At 70.7% G+C, this 21,375-nt stretch carries 19 protein-coding genes; 11 read left to right on the top strand and 8 right to left on the bottom strand.

What is annotated here, in order from left to right:
- Nucleotides 1–8: 8 nt before the first annotated feature.
- On the bottom strand, nucleotides 9–1,751 hold the full coding sequence (locus H0524_RS21860) for an ATP-binding protein (RefSeq protein WP_180200318.1): 1,743 nt from the start codon (nucleotides 1,749–1,751) through the stop codon (nucleotides 9–11).
- A 160-nt stretch (nucleotides 1,752–1,911) separates the two neighbouring features.
- Here H0524_RS21860 and H0524_RS21855 point away from each other — a divergent pair, with 160 nt between their 5' ends.
- Nucleotides 1,912–3,579, top strand: coding sequence for a hypothetical protein (locus tag H0524_RS21855; protein ID WP_180200317.1), 1,668 nt, complete (start codon nucleotides 1,912–1,914; stop codon nucleotides 3,577–3,579).
- Nucleotides 3,580–3,696: 117 nt separating this feature from the next.
- On the opposite strand, the gene H0524_RS21850 is transcribed toward H0524_RS21855, so the two are convergent.
- A complete protein-coding gene (locus H0524_RS21850) occupies nucleotides 3,697–4,482 on the bottom strand; it encodes a pyrimidine reductase family protein (RefSeq protein WP_180200316.1) in 786 nt (261 codons plus the stop codon).
- Nucleotides 4,483–4,632: 150 nt separating this feature from the next.
- Here H0524_RS21850 and H0524_RS21845 point away from each other — a divergent pair, with 150 nt between their 5' ends.
- The 6 genes from H0524_RS21845 (at nucleotide 4,633) to H0524_RS21820 (ending at nucleotide 11,327) form a co-directional block, all read left to right on the top strand.
- On the top strand, nucleotides 4,633–5,178 hold the full coding sequence (locus H0524_RS21845) for a plasmid pRiA4b ORF-3 family protein (protein ID WP_180200315.1): 546 nt from the start codon (nucleotides 4,633–4,635) through the stop codon (nucleotides 5,176–5,178).
- Nucleotides 5,179–5,447: 269 nt separating this feature from the next.
- Nucleotides 5,448–6,734 carry an ABC transporter substrate-binding protein gene (locus tag H0524_RS21840; protein WP_180200314.1) on the top strand — a complete coding sequence of 429 codons (1,287 nt, stop codon included), beginning with the start codon at nucleotides 5,448–5,450 and terminating at the stop codon, nucleotides 6,732–6,734.
- A 219-nt stretch (nucleotides 6,735–6,953) separates the two neighbouring features.
- A complete protein-coding gene (locus H0524_RS21835) occupies nucleotides 6,954–7,922 on the top strand; it encodes a carbohydrate ABC transporter permease (protein WP_180200313.1) in 969 nt (322 codons plus the stop codon).
- A 10-nt stretch (nucleotides 7,923–7,932) separates the two neighbouring features.
- Nucleotides 7,933–8,775 carry a carbohydrate ABC transporter permease gene (locus H0524_RS21830; RefSeq protein WP_180200312.1) on the top strand — a complete coding sequence of 281 codons (843 nt, stop codon included), beginning with the start codon at nucleotides 7,933–7,935 and terminating at the stop codon, nucleotides 8,773–8,775.
- Nucleotides 8,772–10,205 carry a GH1 family beta-glucosidase gene (locus H0524_RS21825; RefSeq protein ID WP_180200311.1) on the top strand — a complete coding sequence of 478 codons (1,434 nt, stop codon included), beginning with the start codon at nucleotides 8,772–8,774 and terminating at the stop codon, nucleotides 10,203–10,205. The genes H0524_RS21830 and H0524_RS21825 overlap by 4 nt, the downstream gene beginning before the upstream one ends.
- A 75-nt stretch (nucleotides 10,206–10,280) precedes the next feature.
- Nucleotides 10,281–11,327: a LacI family DNA-binding transcriptional regulator gene (locus H0524_RS21820; protein ID WP_018725403.1), complete on the top strand. Its 1,047-nt coding sequence runs from the start codon at nucleotides 10,281–10,283 to the stop codon at nucleotides 11,325–11,327.
- A 52-nt stretch (nucleotides 11,328–11,379) separates the two neighbouring features.
- On the opposite strand, the gene H0524_RS21815 is transcribed toward H0524_RS21820, so the two are convergent.
- Together H0524_RS21815 and H0524_RS21810 are read right to left on the bottom strand one after the other, a co-directional pair.
- Nucleotides 11,380–12,591, bottom strand: a complete 1,212-nt coding sequence (locus H0524_RS21815; protein ID WP_180200310.1) for an acyl-CoA dehydrogenase family protein — start codon at nucleotides 12,589–12,591, stop codon at nucleotides 11,380–11,382.
- Nucleotides 12,591–13,661: a phosphotransferase family protein gene (locus H0524_RS21810; RefSeq protein ID WP_180200309.1), complete on the bottom strand. Its 1,071-nt coding sequence runs from the start codon at nucleotides 13,659–13,661 to the stop codon at nucleotides 12,591–12,593. The genes H0524_RS21815 and H0524_RS21810 overlap by 1 nt, the downstream gene beginning before the upstream one ends.
- Nucleotides 13,662–13,796: 135 nt before the next feature.
- Between H0524_RS21810 and H0524_RS21805 the strand changes: the two genes are divergently transcribed.
- Nucleotides 13,797–14,399: a GNAT family N-acetyltransferase gene (locus H0524_RS21805; protein WP_180200308.1), complete on the top strand. Its 603-nt coding sequence runs from the start codon at nucleotides 13,797–13,799 to the stop codon at nucleotides 14,397–14,399.
- Nucleotides 14,400–14,607: 208 nt separating this feature from the next.
- A complete protein-coding gene (locus H0524_RS21800; RefSeq protein WP_180200307.1) occupies nucleotides 14,608–14,877 on the top strand; it encodes a hypothetical protein in 270 nt (89 codons plus the stop codon).
- 115 nt (nucleotides 14,878–14,992) lie between these two features.
- On the opposite strand, the gene H0524_RS21795 is transcribed toward H0524_RS21800, so the two are convergent.
- From H0524_RS21795 to bioB, 4 genes are all read right to left on the bottom strand, one after another.
- Entirely contained in the window at nucleotides 14,993–15,829 is an 837-nt protein-coding gene (locus H0524_RS21795) for a hypothetical protein (protein WP_180200306.1), read from the bottom strand.
- Nucleotides 15,830–16,166: 337 nt separating this feature from the next.
- Nucleotides 16,167–17,738 carry an aldehyde dehydrogenase family protein gene (locus H0524_RS21790; RefSeq protein ID WP_180200305.1) on the bottom strand — a complete coding sequence of 524 codons (1,572 nt, stop codon included), beginning with the start codon at nucleotides 17,736–17,738 and terminating at the stop codon, nucleotides 16,167–16,169.
- A 293-nt stretch (nucleotides 17,739–18,031) separates the two neighbouring features.
- On the bottom strand, nucleotides 18,032–18,283 hold the full coding sequence (locus H0524_RS21785) for a hypothetical protein (protein WP_180200304.1): 252 nt from the start codon (nucleotides 18,281–18,283) through the stop codon (nucleotides 18,032–18,034).
- Between the two features lie 11 nt (nucleotides 18,284–18,294).
- On the bottom strand, nucleotides 18,295–19,290 hold the full coding sequence (gene bioB / locus H0524_RS21780) for a biotin synthase BioB (RefSeq protein ID WP_018214684.1): 996 nt from the start codon (nucleotides 19,288–19,290) through the stop codon (nucleotides 18,295–18,297).
- A 183-nt stretch (nucleotides 19,291–19,473) separates the two neighbouring features.
- Between bioB and H0524_RS21775 the strand changes: the two genes are divergently transcribed.
- Together H0524_RS21775 and bioD are read left to right on the top strand one after the other, a co-directional pair.
- Nucleotides 19,474–20,610, top strand: a complete 1,137-nt coding sequence (locus tag H0524_RS21775; RefSeq protein ID WP_180200303.1) for an 8-amino-7-oxononanoate synthase — start codon at nucleotides 19,474–19,476, stop codon at nucleotides 20,608–20,610.
- Entirely contained in the window at nucleotides 20,598–21,338 is a 741-nt protein-coding gene (bioD, locus tag H0524_RS21770) for a dethiobiotin synthase (protein ID WP_018725411.1), read from the top strand. The genes H0524_RS21775 and bioD overlap by 13 nt, the downstream gene beginning before the upstream one ends.
- The last annotated feature ends 37 nt before the right edge of the window (nucleotides 21,339–21,375 follow it).

The following is a 21,375-nucleotide window of genomic DNA, read 5'->3' as shown; positions in this document are numbered from 1 at the left end:
AAACCACCTCAGAACGGGATGTCGTCGTCACCGGAGCCCACCACGGCGAACGGGTCGGCCGACTGGGTGATCGACCGGAGGGTCTGGGAGGGCACCGCGCCCGCCTCCGCGACCCGCGTCGCCCAGGCGGGAAACGGAAACTCCAGGCAGAGCGGCACCGGGATGTCGGGCTGGTTGACGAACATCGTGCCCGGTTTTGCCAGCAGCGCCCGCTGCCGTTGCGCCGGCGGGAGGAAACCGTACTCGGGGCGGGATGCCTCCGCCGGGTCGAGTCGACCCACCACCCGGACCGCCGAGTTCGTGACGATGCGCCGCTCCACCTCGCTGGCGGTCTGCTGCGCGCCGATCAGGATCACCCCGAGGGAGCGGCCCCGCTCGGCGATGTCCAGCAGCACCTCCTTGATCGGGGAGGAGCCCTCGCGGGGGGCGTACTTGTTCAGCTCGTCAAGAACGACGAAGAGCAGCGGCTTGGCCGTGCCGGTCTTCTCCTTGCGCTCGAACTCGCTCTTGAGCGTCACGCCGACCACGAACCGCTGCGCCCGGTCCGGCAGGTTGTGCAGGTCGACCACGGTGACCTGCGCCGACTCCGCGGTGTTGATCCGGTGCGGGCGCCGGGTGGCCAGATCGCCGCGGATCAGCCGGGACAGGTCCTTCTTACTGCCGATCAACCGGCGGGCGAAGGCGTTGACGGTGCCGAGGCCGACCGCGCTGCCGGCCCAGTCGCCCCGGGTCTCGTCGTCGTTGAGCTGCTCGACGATGTGATCGACCAGGTCGGCGTAGCCGCCGAGGCGGACCCCGTCGATGCTCACCCCACCGTCGGCGGGCTGCGCGTGGCGGGCCAGGTGGGCGGTGACCGAGTGCACCACCATCGTGTACTGCTGGCGCTCGTCGTCGGCGTCGGCGAAGACGTACGGCAGGAGGCGGTCGGCGCAGAACTCGTCGAGCGTCCAGTAGAAGCTGTCCACCCCGCTGAGCCGACTGCTCACATCCGGCGTGCCGCTGGCGTCACCGGCCCGGGGCGGAGCGTAGACCCGTACGTCTCCGAAGGCCGCGGCGTCCAGACCGAGCCGGGCGTACGCCGTGCGGGTGGACTCGTCCAGCCGGGTGTTGGGGTGGTCGAGGAAGAGCAGGTCCTCGCCCTTGACGTTGAAGATCAGCGCCTTGGCGTTGACCGCGTCCCCGCCCAGGACGCCGGAGCGGAAGACCGAGTAGAGCAGGAAGGTGGCGAAGCTCGTCTTGGTGGCGACGCCGGAGATGCCGGAGATGGAGACGTGCGCGCCCCGGGTGCCGTCGAGGAAGTCGGCGTTGAGGTAGACCGGCACCCCGTCGCGGCCGGTGCCCATCGGGATCCGCCGCTCCATCCGGTCGAAGTGCAGCGCCCGGGCCCGGGCGTCCCCCTCGGCCCGGTGCACGACGGCGCCCGGCGACGGCGGAACGTAGAGCTCCGGGTCGACCCGGGTGGTGGTGATCTCGGCGGCCTCCTGCACCTGGGCGGGGAGCATGCCGTCGGCGATCGCGAAGACGTCGGAGTCGAACTGGGCGCCCTCGTGTCGGGCGCGTACCTGGGTGACCACCCCGGCGATCGTCACCGGCTCCCGGTCCGGCAGCTCGCGGCGGGTGGCCACCACGTCGTCGAGCTGCAGGTAGCTGGTGGGGGAGACCGCCGTCCAGAACTGCAGCGGGGTGGCGTCGGCGGTGCCGAGCACCCTGCCGACCAGCTCGCCCGGGCTGTCCACGGCGTCGTCGGTCATCGGGTCACTCCGCGGGGCTGGGGGGCGAGGTCGGCAGACACGCCCTGCATCCTGCCCGAGACCTACGACCGGCCGCCACGTGACGCGGCGGAGACCACGCCGCGCCTGCTGTCGGCGGATTCGCCACGAGCAGGGCGAGAGCTGGGCGATGCTGTAACGGATGAAGCTGCGGGAGGAGTGGCTGCGGACGCCCCGCGGTCGGTTCAAGGCGCTGGTCGCACTGGCGGCGGTGCTACCGGCGGTGGAGGCGGCGATCATCGCGGTGCTCGGGTTCCAGGCTGTTCGCGGGCTGTCGCCGCAGGTGAGCGCCGTCTGGCCGTACGGCACCTTCCATGAGCTGCGCTGGCTGTTCGTCTACCACCGGACCATCCCTGGGTTCTTCATCACGTTGGTGGGGATATCGGTGCTGCGGGGACTCCTCACCACCGTCATGGCGAACCTGGCCTGGCCGGACGGAGCCCCCCATCCGTCGTGGCGCTGGCTGCTGCGGCGCAACATCTGGGTCACCATCCTCACCGCGGTGCTCCTCTCGCCCTGGGTGGCGCTGGCGATGGCCTTCGCCACGACCGGGCTCTCCTGGTATCTGATCGCCTCGCTGCTGCCGTTGCTGCTGTTCGCCCCGTTCCTGCTGCGGGCCGGGCTGACCGCGGACTGGTGGCGCGGTCTGCCGCGGCTCGAGGTGGTGGGTTGGGCGTGGCTGAACTTCGCCGTGCTCACCATCGCCGGTGCGGTGCTGTCGGCGGTGCCCATCTGGTGGGCTGTCCCGTTGGCCGCCGTCGGCGGCGCCGTCAACGCGCTGCTCTGGCGCAAGAGCGTCGCCGCCGTTCTGGCCCCCGGCCGGGTTCGCCTCCGGCTCGTGCCGGTGGTGCCGCTGTTGGTGGCGCTCATCCTGCTCAGCTTCCCGGCGATGCCGCTGGCGGCCGAGCGGGTCCAGGGCGGGCGCGGCGGGTGGCGACCGCCGATCATGTCGGAGCCGCTGCCGGACTCGGTCCCGTACGCGGTGATCGCCCTCGGCGGGCACGACTCCGAGTACGACGGTGAACCGGCGGTGGATCCGCGGGTGGAGCGGTTCTCCTACCTCGGGCTGGATGAACAGGACCGGCCGTTGCCGTACACGGCGGTGGCCACCCACCGGTCGTTGGGCGAGAGCGCGGCCCTGTTGGCGGAGCAGGTCGAGGTCCTGCACGAGCGGACCGACCGGCCGATCGCCCTGCTCGGGCACAGCGAGGGGGCCATGGTGGCCCGGACCTACCTGGAGCGGTGGCCGATGACGGAGGTGGAGGCGGTGCTGCTGTTCAGCCCGCTGGTGATGCCGGGCCGGGTGTACTACCCGCCGGCGGAGATCAGGCGGGGGTGGGGCGTGGTGGCCGGTTGGGAGTTGCGCGCGCTGCAGTCGCTCTGGAACCTCACCGACACCTCGGAGGAGGTGCCGGACCAGGATTTCATCCGCTCGTTGCTGGCCGATGCCCCGTTCTACCGAAACCGTACGCTCTGCCCGGTGGCGGGGGTACGGATGGTGGCCTTCCTGCCGACGGTCACCGCGATCGAGGCGCCGCCCGGCCAGTACCACCGGATCCCGGTGTACGAGCTGCCTGCGTTCCACGGTGAGCTGGTCGGCCGGGCCGACGTCGCGGACCTGGTGCTCGACTTCCTCTCCGGCGAACCGGTGCAGCGGTCCGAGCGGCAGTACGAGGTGCTCCAGCGTCTCGGCTCGGCCTGGCAGCCACCGCCGTTGGCCCTGGGGATCAACCCGGTCTGGTCGGCGGGGCGGGAGGCGGACCCCGCCTTCACCGGCCGGATCTGCGAGGCCCGCAACGGCGGGCCGTGATAGGTCCGGTGCGCGGCGCCGTGCCGCGATGGGTCCGGTGCGCGGCGCCGCGACAGATTCGCGGGTGCTGCCTCGCCGAGCACCGCTGCCACCGCCCGGTGCCGCGGGCGGGTGGGGTCAGTCGCGGGCGTAGCGAAGCAGCAGCCCGCCGTCGGCGGCGGCGAGCACGTGCCGCAGCGGCAGGTGCCGCACCGGGCTGGGCTCCCCGGCGGTGATCCGGCCCGGCCCGGCGCCGGCCAACAGCGGGGCGACGGTCAGGCAGACCTCGTCGACCAGGTCGGCGGCGGTGAGCGCGCCGAAGAGGTGCGGGCCGCCCTCGCAGAGCAACTGGTCGAGCCCGCGGCGACGCAGTTCGGCCAGGCCGGCGGCGAGGTCCACCCGGTCGTCGCCGCATTCGACGAGGTCGGTGACGTCGGCCAGGCCCGGCGGGGCGGTGGCGGCGGCGCGCGTGAGCACGATCGGGCGTACCGGTGCGTCGGCGAGGGCGGGATGGGTCGGGTCGAGGTTGGCCGAGCCGGAGACCACGACGAGGGTCGGGCATTCCGGTAGGCCGTGCTCCCGGCGCCAGGCGCGGCGTCGCTCGTCCAGCCGGAGTGGCCGGTACCGCTCGTGGCGCATCGTGCCGCCGGCGACCACGAGACCGTCGCAGAGCATCCGTAGCAGGCGGAAGACCCGCTTGTCCGGCTCGCCGGAGAGCCCGGCCGAATAGCCGTCAACGGTGACCGCGCCGTCCACGCTGGTGACGAAGTTGACGCGCAGGCGTGGTCGATTGGGATTCCCGGTGCGCGGGGCCTCCTCGGAGTTGAGGTCGGTCCGGCCGTAGCAGGCGGTGAGCGCGGAGTCGTCGAGCGGCATGCTGGACGGTGCCGGCCAGAGGGCGGTAATCGGCGTTTCGACGGTCATTCGCTGGCCGGACCCGTGACCGGAGGGGGTGGCGGAGGGGTACGGTGCTGGCAGTCACACCAGTTGTGGCCGCGACAGTCGTCGTGCCGCCTCGCCCGGCACGCTCGGCAGATCATGGTCGCAGCTTATTCTGCGGGAGGACGGGATAGCATGCCGCGGCAGATCTTCCAGCTGAGGATTTCTCTGGCCGGGGTCCGGCCGCTGGTCTGGCGCCGGGTGCTGGTCCCGGGCGGCTTCACCCTGGACCGGGTGCACCGGGTGGTGCAGCACGCGATGGGTTGGCGGGACTGCCACCTGCACTCGTTCGAGGTCGACGGTGAGCAGTTCGGGGAGCCCGACCCGGACGGCGAACTGTCGCTCCGCGACGAGCTGGAGGTCCGGCTGGACGCGGTGGTCGGTAAGGGTAGCCGGTTTCACTACACCTACGACTTCGGTAACTGGTGGGAGCACGATCTGGTGGTGGAGGACGTCCTCCTGGCGGATCCGGAGGAGCGCTATCCCGACTGTCTGGATGGGGAACGGGCGTGCCCGCCGGAGGATGTCGGCGGTCCGGCCGGCTATCTGGAGCTGCTGGCCGCGTTCGCTGATCCGGCGCATCCCGAGCATCACACGTTGCGGGACTGGGCAGGGGACCGCTTTGATCCGGCCGTCTTCGATTCCGGTCGGGCGGGCACGCTGCTTCGTCGATTCTGCTGACCTGTTTCGCCACTGCGGGGCGCTGGCCCGGGTAAAGCACCATTTCGCGGCGGGGATCGTGAGCGCGCGGTAACGATCCGGGATTCACCCCCATCGGCCTATTGACACGTCTGACACCTCCCGGCAATCTCATGGGAGCGTTCCCAGTGGTGTGGTACGGCTCATTTGTCCATGCCGGACCGTCGTCGAATCCATCATCGTCGGTCGACGCCCCGTACCGCATCCCCCATCACGACAGACGCAGCCTCACATCGAAAAGAGGGGTCAGGATGAGCCTCACCACGCGGCGTTCCCGCCTGGCGGCCAGCGCCCTTGCCGCGATCACCGCCGTCGGCGGCCTCGCGGCCTGCGGCACCGACGACGAGCCGGCGGCGGGCGAGAAGCCCAGCAAGCTGATCGTCGAGACGTTCGGCGAGTTCGGCTACGAAGAACTCATCAAACAGTACGAGAAGGACACCGGCATCAAGATCGAGCTGCGCAAGACCGCGCAGCTGCGTGAGTACCGGCCCAAGCTGGTGCGCTACCTGGCCACCGGCAAGGGTGCGGGCGACGTGGTCGCGCTGGAGGAGGGCATCCTCAACGAGTTCAAGTCCAACCCGCGTAACTGGGTGGATCTCGCCCCGCTGATTGACGACCACTCCGAGGACTACCTGCCCTGGAAGTGGGAGCTGGGCAAGGCGCCGGACGGCCGGCTGATGGGCCTGCCGACCGATGTCGGTAGCCTCGCCGTCTGCTACCGCAAGGACCTCTTCGAGGCGGCCGGCCTGCCCACCGAGCGGGATGAGGTGTCGGCGCTCTGGCCGGACTGGGACAGCTTCCTGGAGACCGGCCGCGCGTACAAGGAGGGCAGTGGCGGCAAGGCCCTCATCGATACGATCGTCACCGTCTCCGAAGCGGTGCTCTTCCAGCAGGGCGACGACCTCTTCTACGACAAGGAGAACAACATCATCGCGGAGACCAGCCCCGCGGTGAAGGCGGCCTGGGACACCGCGACCTCGATGGTCGAGCTCTCCGCCAAAATCGAAACCTGGTCGCCCGAGTGGTCCGGCGGCTTCAAACAGGGCAGCTTCGCGGCCACCTTCTGCCCCTCCTGGATGCTCGGCATCGTCGCGGAGAACTCCGGCGAGGCGAACAAGGGCAAGTGGGACGTGGCGGCGGTGCCCGGCGGCGGCGGCAACTGGGGCGGCTCCTGGCTGGCGGTGCCGGAGCAGAGCGCCTACCACGAGGAGGCGGCGAAACTCGCCGAGTTCCTGACCAACGCCACCAGCCAGGTGGAGGCCTTCAAGGCCAAGGGCCCGCTCCCCACCCACCTGGAGGCGCTGCAGGACGAGGCCTTCCTCAGCTACACCAACGAGTACTTCAGCGGCGCCCCGACCGGCAAGATCTTCGGCGAGAGCGTCAGCAAGATCGAGCCGATCCACCTGGGGCCGAAGCATCAGGCGGTGAAGGAGAACGCCTTCGGGCTGGCGCTGCGGGGGTTCGAGAACGGACAGGTCAGTGAGGACGAGGCCTGGCAGCAGTTCATCAAGGACGCCGAGATTCAGGGCGCCTTCTGAGTGAATCCGACCTGGTGGCGTTCGGAGACCGTTCCGGGCGCCACCGGTCGGTCCCGGACCGGGGTGCGGCCACCTGCTGGTACTGCGTGGTGCGTCGCGCCCTGCGCGAGGGCACCAACCCTGCCAGGAAAGGAACCCCATGAGCCACCCTGAGCGAGCCGCCGGTCGACCTGACCTGCCAGCACCGCAGGTCGGCACGGAATGCAGCGGAGCGCTGACATGAGCCACTCGACCACCGCGGCCCCGCCGACACCGGCAGCACCACCCCCGCCCGGCGGCACCCCCAAGCGCTGGCGGCTCTCCCTGGCCCGCCTGGACCTCAAGTACTCGCCGTACCTCTACATCGCGCCGTTCTTTCTGGTCTTCGGCATCTTCGGGCTCTACCCGATGCTGCGTACCTTCTGGATGTCGCTGCACGACTGGGATCTGATCGGCGATCACACCTTCATCGGGTTCGACAACTACACCCGGCTGCTCACCGACGAATACTTCTGGAACGCGCTGATCAACACGCTCGGCATCTTCGTGCTGTCGACCGTCCCGCAGCTGTTGCTGGCGCTCTTCCTGGCGAACCTGCTCAACCGCACCCTGCTGCGGGCCAAGACCTTCTTCCGGTTGGCCATCTTCATCCCGAACGTCGTCTCGGTCGCCGCGGTCGCGATTGTCTTCGGCATGCTGTACCAACGGGAGTATGGGCTGGTCAACTGGCTGCTCGGGTTCGTCGGGATCGACCAGATCGACTGGGACGGGCAGACCTGGAGCTCCTGGACGGCGATCGCGTCCATGGTCAACTGGCGGTGGACGGGATACAACACCCTGATCCTGCTCGCCGGCATGCAGGCGATCCCCCGGGACCTCTACGAGGCGGCGGAGATCGACGGCGCCGGCCAGTGGCGGCAGTTCTGGCGGATCACCCTGCCGCTGCTCCGGCCGACGTTCATCTTCGTGGTCATCCTCTCCACGATCGGCGGCATGCAGCTCTTCACCGAGCCGCTGCTCTTCGGCAACGGCAACATCATCGGCGGCACCCAGCGCGACTTCCAGACCCTGGCCATGTACATGTACGAGATGGGTATCACGAATTTGAACAGCGCTGGTTACGGGGCGGCGGTCGCCTGGGCCCTCTTCATGATCATCGGACTGATGTCGCTGCTCAACTTCGTCCTCGTTCGCCGCGCGGCCAAGTGAGGAGCCTTCGATGATCTCCGCATCCAAGCGTCTCTGGCGCACCAGCCCGTTGACCTACCTGGCCCTCGTCCTGGCGACCCTGCTGTCGATCTACCCCTTCTACTACATGGTGGTGATCGGCACCCGCGCCCTGGAGTCGATCAACGACATCCCTCCGCCGGTCACCCCCGGTGGTGCCTTCAGCGACAACTTCGGCCGGGTGCTCGACAACGACGCGGCCAACTTCCTCACCGGCATGATGAACTCGATCATCGTCGCCTCGGTGGTCACCGTGTCGGTGGTCCTCACCGGCTCGCTCGCCGGCTTCGCCTTCGCGAAGCTGCGCTTCCGGGGCCGCAACGTCCTGCTGCTCTCCATCATCGTGACGATGATGATCCCCACCCAACTGGGCATCATCCCGCTCTGGGGCATGATGCAGACGCTGGGGTGGTACGACACCCTCTACGCGGTCACCGTGCCGTTCCTGGTCACCGCCTTCGGCGTCTTCATGATGCGGCAGTACGCCAGCCAGGCGGTCTCCGACGAGCTGATCGAGGCCGGCCGGATCGACGGTGCCAGCACCCTGCGGATCTACTGGAACATCGTGCTGCCCGCGCTGCGCCCGGCCGCCGGGGTCCTGGGGCTGCTGACCTTCATGGAGACCTGGAACTCGTTCCTCTGGCCGTACGCGGTGCTCACCCCGGAGAACCCGACGCTGCAGGTCTCCCTCTCCTTCCTGTCGTACGCGTACTACACCGACTACTCACAGGTCTTCGCCGCCACCGCCGTCGGCACCCTGCCGCTGGTCATCGTCTTCCTCCTGTTCGGCCGCCAGATCATCGGCGGGATCATGGAAGGTGCCGTCAAGTCGTGAGTAGTCCTGCGAGCCCACCCGCCGCCGGCGTTCTCGCCGAACGCCCGCCGCTGACCTTCCCGCCCGGCTTCCTCTGGGGCGCCGCCACCGCGGCCTACCAGGTCGAGGGTGCGGCAGCCGTCGGCGGCCGCACCCCGTCGATCTGGGACACCTTCAGTCACACCCCGGGGCGGGTGGTGGCCGGGCACACCGGTGACGAGGCGTGCGACCACTACCACCGGCTCGACCTGGATGTCGCCCTCATGGCCGAGCTGGGGCTGAAGTCGTACCGGTTCTCGGTCTCCTGGCCCCGGGTGCAGCCCGGCGGCACCGGCCCGAGCAACCAGGAGGGACTCGACTTCTACCGGCGGCTGGTGGACCAACTGCTGGCCAACGGCATCGAACCGTGGCTGACGCTCTACCACTGGGACCTGCCGCAGCCACTGGAGGACGCGGGCGGCTGGCCGGCCCGGGACACCGCCGCCCGGTTCGCCGACTACGCCGCCCTGGTCGCCGGCGCACTCGGCGACCGGGTGCGGTACTGGACCACGCTCAACGAGCCGTGGTGCTCGGCCTTCCTCGGGTACGGCTCCGGGGCCCACGCGCCGGGTCGGTCCGACCCCGCCGCCGCGGTGCGCGCCGGTCACCACCTGCTACTCGGCCACGGGCTGGCCGTGCCGGCAGTACGGGCAGCGGCCCAGTCCGACGTCGAGGTCGGGGTGAGCCTCAACCTTTACCCGGTCACCGCGGCCACCGACTCGCCCGGCGACGCCGACGCGGCACGCCGGATCGACGGGCTGGCGAACCGGTTCTTCCTCGACCCACTGCTGCGCGGTTCGTACCCGGCGGATCTGCTGTCCGACCTCAGCCCGGTCACCGACTTCGGGCACGTGCGCGCGGAGGACCTGACCACCATCGCCGCCCCGCTGGATCTGGTCGGCATCAACTACTACAGCCGGCACGTGGTCGCCGCGCCGACGGGGGAACCGCCGGAGCCGTACTGGCGTAAACCGTCGTGCTGGCCCGGCAGCGAAGGCGTTCGTTTCGTCACCCGGGGCAGACCGGTCACCGACATGGACTGGGAGATCGACCCTCCCGGGCTGGTCGAGACGTTGCGGCGGGTGCACGAGGAGTACACCGACCTGCCGCTCTACCTCACCGAGAACGGCTCGGCCTTCGTGGACGCGGTCGTGGACGGTCAGGTGGACGACCCGGACCGCACCGCCTTCTTCGACGCGCACCTGCGCGCCGCGCACCAGGCGATCGCCGCGGGTGTCCCGCTGCGGGGCTATTTCGCCTGGTCGTTGCTGGACAACTTCGAGTGGGCCTGGGGCTACACGAAGCGCTTTGGCATGATCCACGTCGACTACCGCAGTCAGGCCCGCACCCTGAAATCCAGCGGTCGCTGGTACGCCGAGGCAATCCGACGCAACGGTCTGGCTGCAGAATAGGCTCGAACCAGCTATCCGGGTGGTCCCGGTGCCACCGGTGGGCACCGGGGCTTTCCGCCGTCGGAGGAGCAGACGATGACAACGCAGCGCACCCGCTCGCTCGGGCGCCCGACTCTCGATGCGGTCGCCGCACGTGCCGGCGTGGGCCGGGGCACGGTCTCCCGCGTCGTCAATGGTTCACCCCAGGTCAGTCCCGAGGCCCGCGCCGCGGTGCAGCGGGCGATCGCGGAACTGGGGTACGTGCCGAACCGGGCCGCTCGCGCCCTGGTTACCCAGCGGACCGACTCGATCGCCCTGGTGGTGTCAGAATCCGGGGACCGGGTGTTCGCCGAGCCGTTCTTCGCCGGCATCGTGCGGGGCGTCAGCTCCGGCCTGCTGGGGACCCCGTTCCAGCTCTGGCTCGTGATGGTCCAGTCCCCGAGCGAGCGGGAGCGGGTCGAGCACCACCTGACCAACCAGCATGTTGACGGCGTCCTACTGTTGTCGCTGCACGATGCCGACCCGCTGCCCACGCTGCTGGCGGAGCGGGGCCTGCCCACCGTGCTCGGTGGCCGGCCAGCCCAGATGCTGCACTCCGACGCGGAGCCGGCCTGGCTCGTGGACGCGGACAACGTCGGCGGGGCCCGGCGCGCGGTGGAGTACCTCGTCGGGCGGGGACGGCGGCAGATCGCGACCATCACCGGCCCGCAGGACATGGGCGCCGGCCTGGGGCGGCTGACCGGCTACCAGGAGGCGGTCGCGAAGACGCCGAGCGGGGGCAGGCCAGACCTGATCGCGTACGGGGACTTCAGCGAGGACAGTGGGGAGGCCGCGATGCGCCAGCTGCTGGCCGCGTGCCCGGACCTGGATGCGGTCTTCGTCGCCTCGGACCTGATGGCCTTCGGTGCGCTCCGGGCGTTGCGGGAGGCCGGTCGGCGGGTGCCCGAGGACGTGGCCGTGGTGGGCTTCGACGACGCACCGATCGCCCGCCAGTCGGACCCGCCGCTGACCACGGTCTTCCAGCCGATCGAGGAGATGGGACGGCAGATGGCCCAGTTGCTGGTATCCCGGATCCGTGGCGAGCAACGGGCCACCACGAACATCCTCCTGGACACCGAGTTGATCGAGCGTGCCAGCACCTGACCGCCACCGCCGACGGGCCCTGCGCCGCGGAGGTGGTGTCCGGGGTGGCGACTCAGGCGTAGCGGCGGAGTTCGCGGCGGGCCAGAGCGGCCTTGTGGACCTCGTCCGGCCCGTCGGCGAGGCGTAGGGTGCGGGCCTGGGCCCAGAGCGCCGCCAGCGGGGTGTCCTGGCTGACACCGGCACCCCCGTACGCCTGGATGGCCTTGTCGATCACCCACTCCGCCATCGACGGAGTGTCGATCTTGATGGCCTGGATCTCGGCGTGCGCGCCCCTGTTCCCGACCGTGTCCATCAGCCAGGCCGTCTTCAGTACCAGGAGTCGGGACTGCTCGATGCGGACCCGCGCCTCGGCGATCCACTCTCGCACCACCCCCTGCTCGGCGATCGGCCGGCCGAACGCCACCCGGTCGAGGGCACGACGGCAGAGCAGCTCCAGCGCTCGCTCCGCCATGCCGACCAACCGCATGCAGTGGTGGATCCGGCCGGGACCGAGCCGGGCCTGGGCGATGGCGAAGCCGGCGCCCTCCGCACCGATCAGGTTCTCCACCGGCACCCGGACGTCGGCGAAATCGATTTCGGCATGGCCACCGTGTGGACCATCGTGGTAGCCGAAGACATGTAGCCCGCGCCGGACGGTGACCCCAGGTGTGTCCCGCGGTACCAGGATCATGCTCTGCTGCCGGTGCCGGGCGGCCGACGGGTCGGTCCGGCCCATCACCACGAAGATCTGACAGGCCGGATCCATGGCGCCGGACGACCACCACTTGCGGCCGTTGATCACGTAGTGGTCGCCGTCCCGGGTGATCCGGGTGGCGATGTTGGTGGCGTCGGAGGAGGCGACCTCCGGCTCGGTCATGCAGAACGCCGAGCGGATCTCCGCCGCCAGCAGTGGGCGCAGCCACCGCTGGCGCTGGGTCTCGGTGCCGAACTCGGCGAGCAGCTCCATGTTGCCGGTGTCCGGTGCCGCACAGTTGAGCGCCTCCGGGGCGAGGTGCGGGCTGCGGCCCGTCAGCTCGGCGAGCGGAGCGTACTGCAGGTTGGTCAGCCCGGCGCCGTGGTGGGGATCGGGGAGGAAGAGGTTCCACAGGCCCCGCTGGCGGGCCGCCGCCCGCAACTCGGCCAGCACCGGCGGTCGAGCCCACTGGTCCGCGGCGGCCGCGACCTGCTCGGCGTAGACCGCCTCGGCCGGGTAGACCTGCTGCTCCAGGAAATCGGTCAGCTCGGAGCGCAGCCGTTCGGTGTGGGCGTCGTGGGTGAAGTCCATCAGCTCCTCCTCGAGACGGCGGTCAGTCCGTACGCGACCAGCGGAGCGACCATCTCGCCGATCTGGTCGAAGCCCGCGCCGACGGTTTGTCCCTGGCGGTGCCGGTAGTGGATGCCCTCGCAGATCACCGCGAGTTTGAAGCACCCCAGGGCCACATGCCAGTCCAGCGGGCCGACATCGATCCCGCTGCGGCTGGCGTACCGCTCGATCAGCTCGGCGCCGGCGGGGAAGCCGGCCCGGGGCCCCAGCCCGTCGGCCACGGGGTTGCTCGGGACCGCATCGCCGCCCATCGCATCCCAGTAGGTCAGCAGGAGGCCCAGGTCGGCCAGGGGGTCGCCGAGGGTGGCCATCTCCCAGTCGAGCACCGCCTGGACGGCGACCGGGCTGACGGTGGCGAGGAGGTTGTCCAGCCGGTAGTCGCCGTGCACGATCCGCCCCGGGCCGGAACTCTCCGGAGCGGTGCCGGCCAGTTGGTCGCGTAGCTCGTCGATGCCGGGCAGCGGGCGGCTCCGAGAGCTGTCGAGCTGCCCGGACCAGCGGCGGACCTGGCGGGCGAGAAAGCCTTGTGGGCGGCCGAAGTCGGCCAGGCCGACCTCCGCCGGGTCCACGGTGTGCAGCGCGGCGAGGGTGTCCATCATCGCCAGCGCCAGCTCCCGCCGCTGACCGCGGGGGAGTGGATCGGTCTGCGCCCGGGAGCGGAACACCGTGCCGGGCACCCGGTCCATCAGATAGAACGGCGCCCCGATCACCTCAGCGTCGGTGCAGAGCAGCAACGCCTCCGGCACCGGCACCTCGGTCGGGGCGAGCGCCGAGATGACCCGGAACTCCCGCGCCATGTCGTGCGCGGTAGCCAGCACGTGGCCCAGCGGCGGCCGGCGCAGCACGATCGCCCGCCCGCCCACACCGAGCAGGTACGTCAGGTTGGACCGGCCGCCGGCGATCAGCTGGGCGCTCAGTGGCCCGTCGCCCAGGTCCGGCCGGTGCGCGGCGAGGTAGCCGGCGAGCCGGCCCAGGTCCAGACCCGGCGGGGAGCCGGTCGGTGCGGAATCGTCGATGGCCGGCTCGGTCATCCGAACAGTTGATGGCAGCTCACTTCTGATGTCAAGGCTGGTTCCAGTTCTCGGCGTCGAAATCGACCCGTCACCCTGGGTTACGGGTTCTGCAACAGTGCTGGGGGAGGGTCGTACCGGGGAAAGGGGTAGAACATGACGCGGTGGGGACAACAGACCCTGGTGGCGGACCGGCCAGCTGGTCTGGCGGTTCGAGGACTGGCCGACCTGGTCACCCTGCGCCTGCCGGACAGCGCCGAGGTGGACGTACGCCCAGCGGCCGGCGAAGACCTGATCGGCGTGGTCGACCTGCACGAGCGGTGTTCGGCGCGCAGCCGCAACCGCCGCTACCACGGTGGGTCGGCGCGACCCGCCCCGGCACGATTGCGCCGACTGTTGGTGCCGGCCCGGGGAGTCACCCTGCTGGCCACGCCGACCGTTTCCCATGCGCCGACCGCGCCGGTGGTGGCGATGGCCAATCTGCTCGGCGAGGGGGACCTGGCCGAGGTGGCGTTGCTGGTACGCGACGACTGGCAGCGCCGCGGACTCGGATCGGCGCTGCTGCGTCGGCTCGTGTGGCAGGCGGAGCAGGGCGGGTACGCCGCGCTGGGCCTGCACATCCAGGCGGAGAATACCCCGATGCTGCGGGCCGTCCGCCGGTTGGAGCGGCCATCGGTGGTGGACCGGGACGGCTCGCTGTTGACCCTGACGGTGCCGTTGACCGCGACCGTCTCCCCGGTCGGGGCGGGGCAGCCGTAGACCTCTCTATCGCGACGCGGTGATCGTCAGTTCGGCCGGTGCAGATACCGGACTCCTGTCGGCGTAGGACCTTTCGGTGGCGGTGGCAACATGCTCCAGTTCTTGACTGCTGTCGCGCGCAAATAGTGATGAATGCGAGTAGCGCACCGGGACACATTTCCTCGTACTGTTGAAGGAGAACCACCTCACACCCCGAGGAGGCACTCCAATGGTCAACGACTTTTTGATCTCCTTCATCCGCACCGCCGTTCCGGTCGCTGTCGGTGCGGTGCTGGCCTGGCTCGCCTCGAAAACGGGAATCGTCCTCGATGCTGACTCGTCTGCTTCGCTGACCGCTGGGGTGGTCGCCGTGGTGGTCGCCGCCTACTATGCCCTCGCCCGTGCGCTGGAGATCCGGTGGCCCTGGCTCGGCCTGCTGCTGGGCCGGCGGGCGAAGCCGGTCTACGAGGTGTCGCGTACCAGCAAGGGCGAGGGCTGAGGTGCTCGTTCGTCCCGCTGCCTACTGTGGCGGGTCAGTGGTGGTGGGTGACCCGAAAGCCACCCACCACCATCACCGGTGCGGTTCACCGTTTCTCTTCCGGAATTCGTTCCGTTCAGGACGGCGTTGTCAACTGCACCCAGGGGTTGTTACAGGTGAAGTTCTGCCCCTGCGTAGCGCATTCGGTTTCCCACACCTCGCCATCGGTGGTCAGCACTTTTACCCAGGCGTCATTGCCGGCGGCGGAGATAGCGACCCCGCAGACGGATTCTCCCGGATAGTTGGCGTTTCCGCTGAGGTCGGTCCAGGTGTAGGGCCCCGGCGGTGCTGGGTTGAGGCTTCTGCGGCCGGCATAGGTGACCCCGTCCGAAACCACCGCACTGAACTCCTCAGAGTTTGATGGGGCAAGACTGTCGATGTCAGCGCAGGGTCCGGGTGGGCCTGTTGGTCCGGGTGGTCCGGTGGGTCCGGGTGGGCCTGTTGGTCCGGGTGGTCCGGTGGGTCCGGGTGGGCCTGTTGGTCCGGGTGGTCCGGTGGGTCCGGGTGGTCCGGTGGGTCCGGGTGGGCCTGTTGGTCCGGGTGGTCCGGTGGGTCCGGGTGGTCCGGTGGGTCCCGGCGGTCCGGTGGGTCCGGGTGGTCCGGAAGGCCCCGGCGGTCCGGAGGGGCAGGTGTGTCCACACTTGTCGTCCCAGTATCCGTGGTCCCAGTCTTCCTGGCCCCAGCCTCCCCGGTCCCAGTGTCCGCGGTCCCAGTCGCCCTGGTCCCAGCCCCGTTCCTCGTCCGGGTAGGCGACCATGTTCGTGCTCGTGTCGCTGCCCCAGACGTGGCCGAAGGCGGGGGCGGTCAGGCCGACGAACGCGAAGGTGAGCGGTGCCATGACGCCAATGGCCACCCACCGTTTGCGACCCGCCAGCAGGCCTGATCCCAGCCTCTGGTGATGATGGCGATTCATGACCCTCCTTGGGCTTTGATTGATTCCGAAATAGCCTCCTACTCTTCGTATCTGATATTTTGTCGCACTATCCCTGTTTTGCGAAACTTATCCGCTTTATACCCTTCAGGGCCGTGTTGTGGAGACCGTGATTTCCTCGATCAGGGCATCGGCGGAGGAGCGACGCGGGACGAGTTGGTCGCGCGGTACCAGCAGTTGGCCGCTCGATGGAAGCAGTGACGGTCGCTCAGGGGGCGGTGGATGGCACCTTGTTGGGGCCATCCACCGCCCCTCCGTGTGACGTGGCTTCCTCGAGGCAACAGAGCCGGCTCGTCTGCAGACGGAGCCGGTCGAGGCGTCAGACGTTCGGCGGTAGCGCCGTGCGGTCCGGGAAGTTGCCGTAGAGGCGGTCGTCGTCACCGCCGACGGTGACCGCCTGGACCAGCAGGTCGCCGCCGACGAAGGCGCCCTTCCAGGAGGCACCCCGCCCACCGAACGGCTCCTGGCGGTCGCCTCGGGAGCGGGGCTTGTTGATGCCGACCTTGAACGCCTGTACGTCCGTGGCGAGCTTCGCCGCCTCGTCCTCGTCGTCGCAGGCGAGGGAGGCGACCAGCGCGCCGTTGGAGGCGTTCATCGCGGCGAGGAGTTCGTCGGTGGTGTCCACCACCACGATCGTGTCGACCGGACCGAACGGCTCGGCGTGCATCAGCCGAGATCGACCGGGTGGGGCGAGCAGCACCGACGGCGCCACGTAGGCGGAGGTGTCCTGCCCGTCGAGGAACGGCGCCCCGTCGAGCCGGCCCCGGTGCAGCGGGACCGCCCCGCCCCGGACCGCCTCGTCGACCTTACGGCGCAGCTCGTCGGCCTTGGCCGCGCTGATCAGGGGCCCGAAGTCGAGCTCGGGGAGGGGGTCACCGGCGGACCATCCGTCGTCGACCGCCAGTGGGTGTCCGAACCGTACGGATCGCACCACCGGCAGGTACATGTCGAGGAACTGGTCCACCAGGTTCCGTTGTACGACGAAGCGCGGGTAGGCGGTGCAGCGCTGCTTGCCGTACTCGAAGCCCTTCTTCAGGTGCGCGGCGAGCTGATCCCATCGGGAGAAGTCCCAGATCCCCCAGGCGTTCAGCCCTTCCTGCTCGATGAAGTGTCGCTTGTCGGTGTCCAGCAGCGCCGCCGCGACCTTGCCGCCGTTGGAGCGTCCGCCGACGAAGGCCACCGCGCCGACCTCCGGGGCGCGGACCAGCACCTCGGAGAGCTCCTCCCCGCTGCCGGAGATCAGCGTGGCGGGTAGGCCGGCGCGGCGCAGTAACGCGTGCGCGACGGTGAGGCAGACCGCGCCCCCCTGCGACGGCGTCTTGGCGATCACGGCGTTCCCGGCGAGGAGCTGCACCAGTTCGGCGTGGACCAGGACGCTCATCGGGTAGTTCCACGAGGCGATGTTGCTCACCGGCCCGGGAAGTGGTTCCCGACCCTCGGCGAGCATCCGGTCGATCTCGTCGACGTACCACCGGACCCCGTCCAGGGCCCGGTCGACGTCGGCGGCGGCGAGCCGCCATGGCTTGCCGATCTCCCAGACGAGCAGGAGGGCGAGGAGGTCGCGGTGGGCGGTCAGGGCGTCCAGGGCCTCGACGACCCGCGTCTTCCGTTCGGCGAGGGGGGTGTCGGCCCAGTCCCGGTGCGCGGCGGCGGCGTGGGCGACCGCGGCGCGGGCGGCCGTCGCGTCCAGTCGGGGGAGGCGGACCAGGGTGGTGTTGTCGACCGGCGTGCGTACGGTGGCGGGGGTGCCGACCGCTCGCCAGTCGCCCTCGATCAGGTTGTGCAGCGTACGGATGCCGTCGGTCGGGGTGGAAAAGGCTTCGGGGGCGGCGGCCACCGCGCGGTCGAGGACCTCGGACCAGGCGGTCCCGTCGGCGAGTCGTAGAGCCATCGCGATCTCCTCAGGGGTTGTCCGGGGAGCGGCGGCGTCGATGGCACCGCTGGTGTGGCGTACTGTCGCCCGCCGCGGGTGGGGGCGGCAACAGTACGTTCGTATGTCAGGACGGCGGGCTGCCCCAGGTCTGCTTGTTCCGCGGTGGGGGAGTCACCCTTTAACCGCCCTGACCTGGCTGAACAACCGGCGTCGATCGAAGGTAATGAATGTTGTGAGGAATCTCCGGACGCGATCGGGCCCGCGTCACGCCGTGCTTGACGACGGCTGGGTCGCGCCGTGCTCGACGACGGCTAGGCCTGGGTCTCGCCGTGCTCGACGCAGACCGCCGCCCAACCGACCGGCAGCACCTGCACCTTCATCCGTCGCCGGCAGTGCCCGCAGTAGCGGGGTGGCTCCAGCTGCCGGGCGGCTTGGCAGGCGGTGTGGTCCCCCTCGCCGGCCGGCGTACCGCACCGGTCGCACCAGGAGGCGCCGGCCCCCGCCGGGCCGCCGAACCGTGTCGACGTACCAAGCGGGGCCGGACCCGTCGTGTCGCTGCTCATCCCGGCCGGGCTCACAGCGTCTCGGAGAGCGCCTTGATCGGCATCTTCAGGTCCTGGAGCAGCTCCAGGTCCGTCGTGGCCGGGCGACCCAGCGTGGTCAGGTAGTTGCCGACGATTACCGCATTGATGCCGCCGAGCAGACCGCTGCGGGTACCCAGATCGCCGAGCGTGAGCTCGCGACCACCGGCATACCGGAGGATCGTGCGGGGCATGGCGAGCCGGAACGCGGCGATGGCGCGCAGCGCATCCTTCCCCTCGACCACCGAGCGGTCCCCGAGCGGGGTGCCGGGCCGGGGGTTGAGGAAGTTCAGCGGAACCTCGTGCGGGTCCAACTCGGCGAGCTGGGCGGCGAACTCGGCGCGCTGCTCAACGCTCTCCCCGAGGCCGAGGATGCCACCGCAGCACACCTCCATGCCGGACTCGCGGACCATCCGCAGCGTCTCCCAGCGCTCCTCCCAGGAGTGGGTGGTCACCACGTTCGGGAAGTACGAGCGGCAGGTCTCCAGGTTGTGGTTGTAGCGGTGCACCCCCATCTCGACAAGCTCGTCGACCTGCTCCTGGGTGAGCATGCCGACCGAGGCCGCCACCTGGATGTCGACCTCCGCCCGGATCGCGGCGACGCCCTCCCGCAGCTGCCGCATCAGCCGGTCGTCCGGGCCGCGTACGGCGGCCACGATGCAGAACTCGGTCGCGCCGGTCTTCGCGGTCTGCTTTGCGGCCTCCACAAGCGACGGAATGTCCAGCCACACCGCGCGGACCGGCGAGGTGAACAGGCCGGACTGCGAGCAGAAGTGACAGTCCTCCGGGCAGCCGCCGGTCTTCAGCGAGACGATTCCCTCGACCTCGACCTCCGGCCCACACCAGCGCATGCGTACCTCGTGCGCGAGCTGGAGAGCGGCGGGCAGGTGCTCGTCGGGGAGGTTCAGCACGGCGAGGACGCCGGCCTCGTCGAGGCCGACGCCGTTCTCCAGTACCTGGGTGCGGGCCTGGTCGAGGATCTCTGGCATGGCCGTACCCTACAAGGCCGCCGCGTCGGGGAGGAGCCGCCGGTGCGGCGCGGGCCACCCACCAGCGGGACCGGTGCGCGGCGCGCCGGGGTGGCGCGCGGCACGCCGGAGCGGGGTCCGGCCAGGTGGTACGTTCGCCCCGGCGGAGGCGCCCGGCGAGCGGGAGCCGGGGAAGGAGCGGCGGTGTCGGACTGGCTTGCGGCCCTGGACCGCCGAGCCGAGCTGCGTGCCAAGGCGGGGCTGACCCGCACCCTCCGCCCCCGAGCCGCCGCCGACGACATCGTTGACCTGGCCGGTAACGACTACCTCGGCCTGTCGAGGCACCCCGCGGTGACCGCGGCGGCCGCCGCGGCGCTCGACGAGTACGGGCTGGGCGCCACCGGGTCCCGGCTGGTGCGGGGCTCCACCGCACCGCACCACGCCCTCGAAGAAGACCTCGCCGGTTGGCTCGGGGCCGAACGCGCCCTGCTCTTCTCCTCCGGCTACCTGGCCAACGTCGGCGCGGTCCGGGGCCTGGTGCGACCGCGGACGCTCCTGGTTTCCGACGCGCACAACCACGCGTCGCTGATCGACGGTTGCCGGATTTCCGGTGCCGAGACCATGGTGACCCCGCACGCCGACGTGGACGCGGTCCGGGCCGCGCTCGCCGCTGCGCCGGGTCGCCCGGCGGTGGTGGTAACCGAGTCGGTGTTTTCGGTTGACGGTGACCTGGCTCCCCTCGCCGAGCTGCACGCGGTCGCCCGGGAGCACAACGCGCTGCTGCTGGTGGACGACGCCCACGGGCTCGGCGTGGTCGGGCCCGGTGGTGCCGGGGGAGCGACCGCGGCCGGTCTGGCCGGTGAGCCCGACGTGATCGTCACCGCGACCCTCTCCAAAGCGTTGGGTGGAGCCGGCGGCGTGGTCGCCGCCCCGGCGGAGTTCGTCCGGCACTTGGTCGACACCGGGCGGACGTTCATCTTTGACACCGCCCCGCCGCCGGCGGTGGCGGCCGGGGTACGAGTCGCCGTGGGGCTCGCCTGGACGGGCGAGCAGCTGCGGGTGGAACTCGGTGACCGGGCCGCGTACGCGGCCCGGCGGTTGCGCGCCGCCGGGCTGACCGGGTCGGCGCCGAAGGGCGCGGTCGTGTCGGTGACCGCACCCGGACCGGAGGCGGCCACCGCCTGGGCCGCCGACTGCCGGGACCGGGGTGTCGCGGTCGGCTGCTTCCGTCCCCCCTCCACCCCGGACAACCGTTCCCGGCTCCGGCTGACCATCAACGTCGGCGTCCCCCGGGCGGACTTCGAGCGGGCCCTGGAGGTCATCGTGGAGTGCGCGCCGTGAGTGCGACGCCGTGGCGGGGGCCGGTGCTGGTGACTGGCACCGACACCGGGGTCGGCAAGACCGTGGCGACCGCGGCGGTCACCGCGGCGGCGCAGGCCGCCGGGCTGCGGGTCGCGGTGGTCAAGCCCGGCCAGACCGGTACGGCCACCGGCGACCCGGTCGACATCGACGAAGTCACCCGACTCGCCGCACCGCTGACCGGGCGGACGCTGGCGAACTTCCCCGACCCGCTGGCCCCGCTGGCCGCGGCCCGGGTCGCCGAGTTGCCGCCACTGGAGCTGTACGAGGCGGTTGACGCCGTCCGCGCGGAGGCCGACAAGCACGACCTGGTCCTGGTCGAGGGGGCCGGCGGACTGCTCGTGCCGATGGGGCTGCGCCCGTCCGGTGAGCCGTGGACGATGGCCGATCTCGCGGTCTCCGTCGGCTGCCCGGCCGTGGTGGTGGCGCGGGCCGGTCTGGGCACCCTCAACCACACCGCGCTCACCCTGGAGGCGTTGGAACGCCGGGCGGTGCCGGCGGGGGTGCTGCTCGGTGCCTGGCCGGCCGAGCCGGAGCTGGTCCACTGGGCGAATCTGACCGACCTGGTGCCGTACCTGGTGGGGGCGTTGCCGGCCGGTGCCGGTGCGATCGATCCGGGCGTGTTCCGGCGGTCCGCGCCGGGATGGCTCACCCCGGCGCTGTACGGGGTGCTCGACGACTGGCGGGCCTGGGCCGAGGAGGTCCGCTGAGCCGGCTGGCCACTGCGCCGCTGGGCCGGCTGGCCAC

The organism is Salinispora sp. H7-4, from assembly GCF_013416675.1.
GTDB classification, from domain to species: domain Bacteria; phylum Actinomycetota; class Actinomycetes; order Mycobacteriales; family Micromonosporaceae; genus Micromonospora; species Micromonospora vitiensis.
This window is presented reverse-complemented; position numbering and strand designations above follow the sequence as displayed.

Excerpts from the sequence above, each read along its gene's own strand:
- H0524_RS21785 (WP_180200304.1), bottom strand. The coding sequence starts at position 18,283 with ATGAGCAGCGACACGACGGGTCCGGCCCCGCTTGGTACGTCGACACGG.
- H0524_RS21840 (WP_180200314.1), top strand. The coding sequence starts at position 5,448 with ATGAGCCTCACCACGCGGCGTTCCCGCCTGGCGGCCAGCGCCCTTGCC.
- H0524_RS21830 (WP_180200312.1), top strand. The coding sequence starts at position 7,933 with ATGATCTCCGCATCCAAGCGTCTCTGGCGCACCAGCCCGTTGACCTAC.
- H0524_RS21810 (WP_180200309.1), bottom strand. The coding sequence starts at position 13,661 with ATGACCGAGCCGGCCATCGACGATTCCGCACCGACCGGCTCCCCGCCG.
- H0524_RS21790 (WP_180200305.1), bottom strand. The coding sequence starts at position 17,738 with ATGGCTCTACGACTCGCCGACGGGACCGCCTGGTCCGAGGTCCTCGAC.
- H0524_RS21845 (WP_180200315.1), top strand. The coding sequence starts at position 4,633 with ATGCCGCGGCAGATCTTCCAGCTGAGGATTTCTCTGGCCGGGGTCCGG.
- H0524_RS21805 (WP_180200308.1), top strand. The coding sequence starts at position 13,797 with ATGACGCGGTGGGGACAACAGACCCTGGTGGCGGACCGGCCAGCTGGT.
- H0524_RS21855 (WP_180200317.1), top strand. The coding sequence starts at position 1,912 with ATGAAGCTGCGGGAGGAGTGGCTGCGGACGCCCCGCGGTCGGTTCAAG.
- H0524_RS21850 (WP_180200316.1), bottom strand. The coding sequence starts at position 4,482 with ATGACCGTCGAAACGCCGATTACCGCCCTCTGGCCGGCACCGTCCAGC.
- H0524_RS21835 (WP_180200313.1), top strand. The coding sequence starts at position 6,954 with ATGAGCCACTCGACCACCGCGGCCCCGCCGACACCGGCAGCACCACCC.
- H0524_RS21795 (WP_180200306.1), bottom strand. The coding sequence starts at position 15,829 with ATGAATCGCCATCATCACCAGAGGCTGGGATCAGGCCTGCTGGCGGGT.
- bioB (WP_018214684.1), bottom strand. The coding sequence starts at position 19,290 with ATGCCAGAGATCCTCGACCAGGCCCGCACCCAGGTACTGGAGAACGGC.
- H0524_RS21815 (WP_180200310.1), bottom strand. The coding sequence starts at position 12,591 with ATGGACTTCACCCACGACGCCCACACCGAACGGCTGCGCTCCGAGCTG.
- H0524_RS21820 (WP_018725403.1), top strand. The coding sequence starts at position 10,281 with ATGACAACGCAGCGCACCCGCTCGCTCGGGCGCCCGACTCTCGATGCG.
- H0524_RS21800 (WP_180200307.1), top strand. The coding sequence starts at position 14,608 with ATGGTCAACGACTTTTTGATCTCCTTCATCCGCACCGCCGTTCCGGTC.
- H0524_RS21860 (WP_180200318.1), bottom strand. The coding sequence starts at position 1,751 with ATGACCGACGACGCCGTGGACAGCCCGGGCGAGCTGGTCGGCAGGGTG.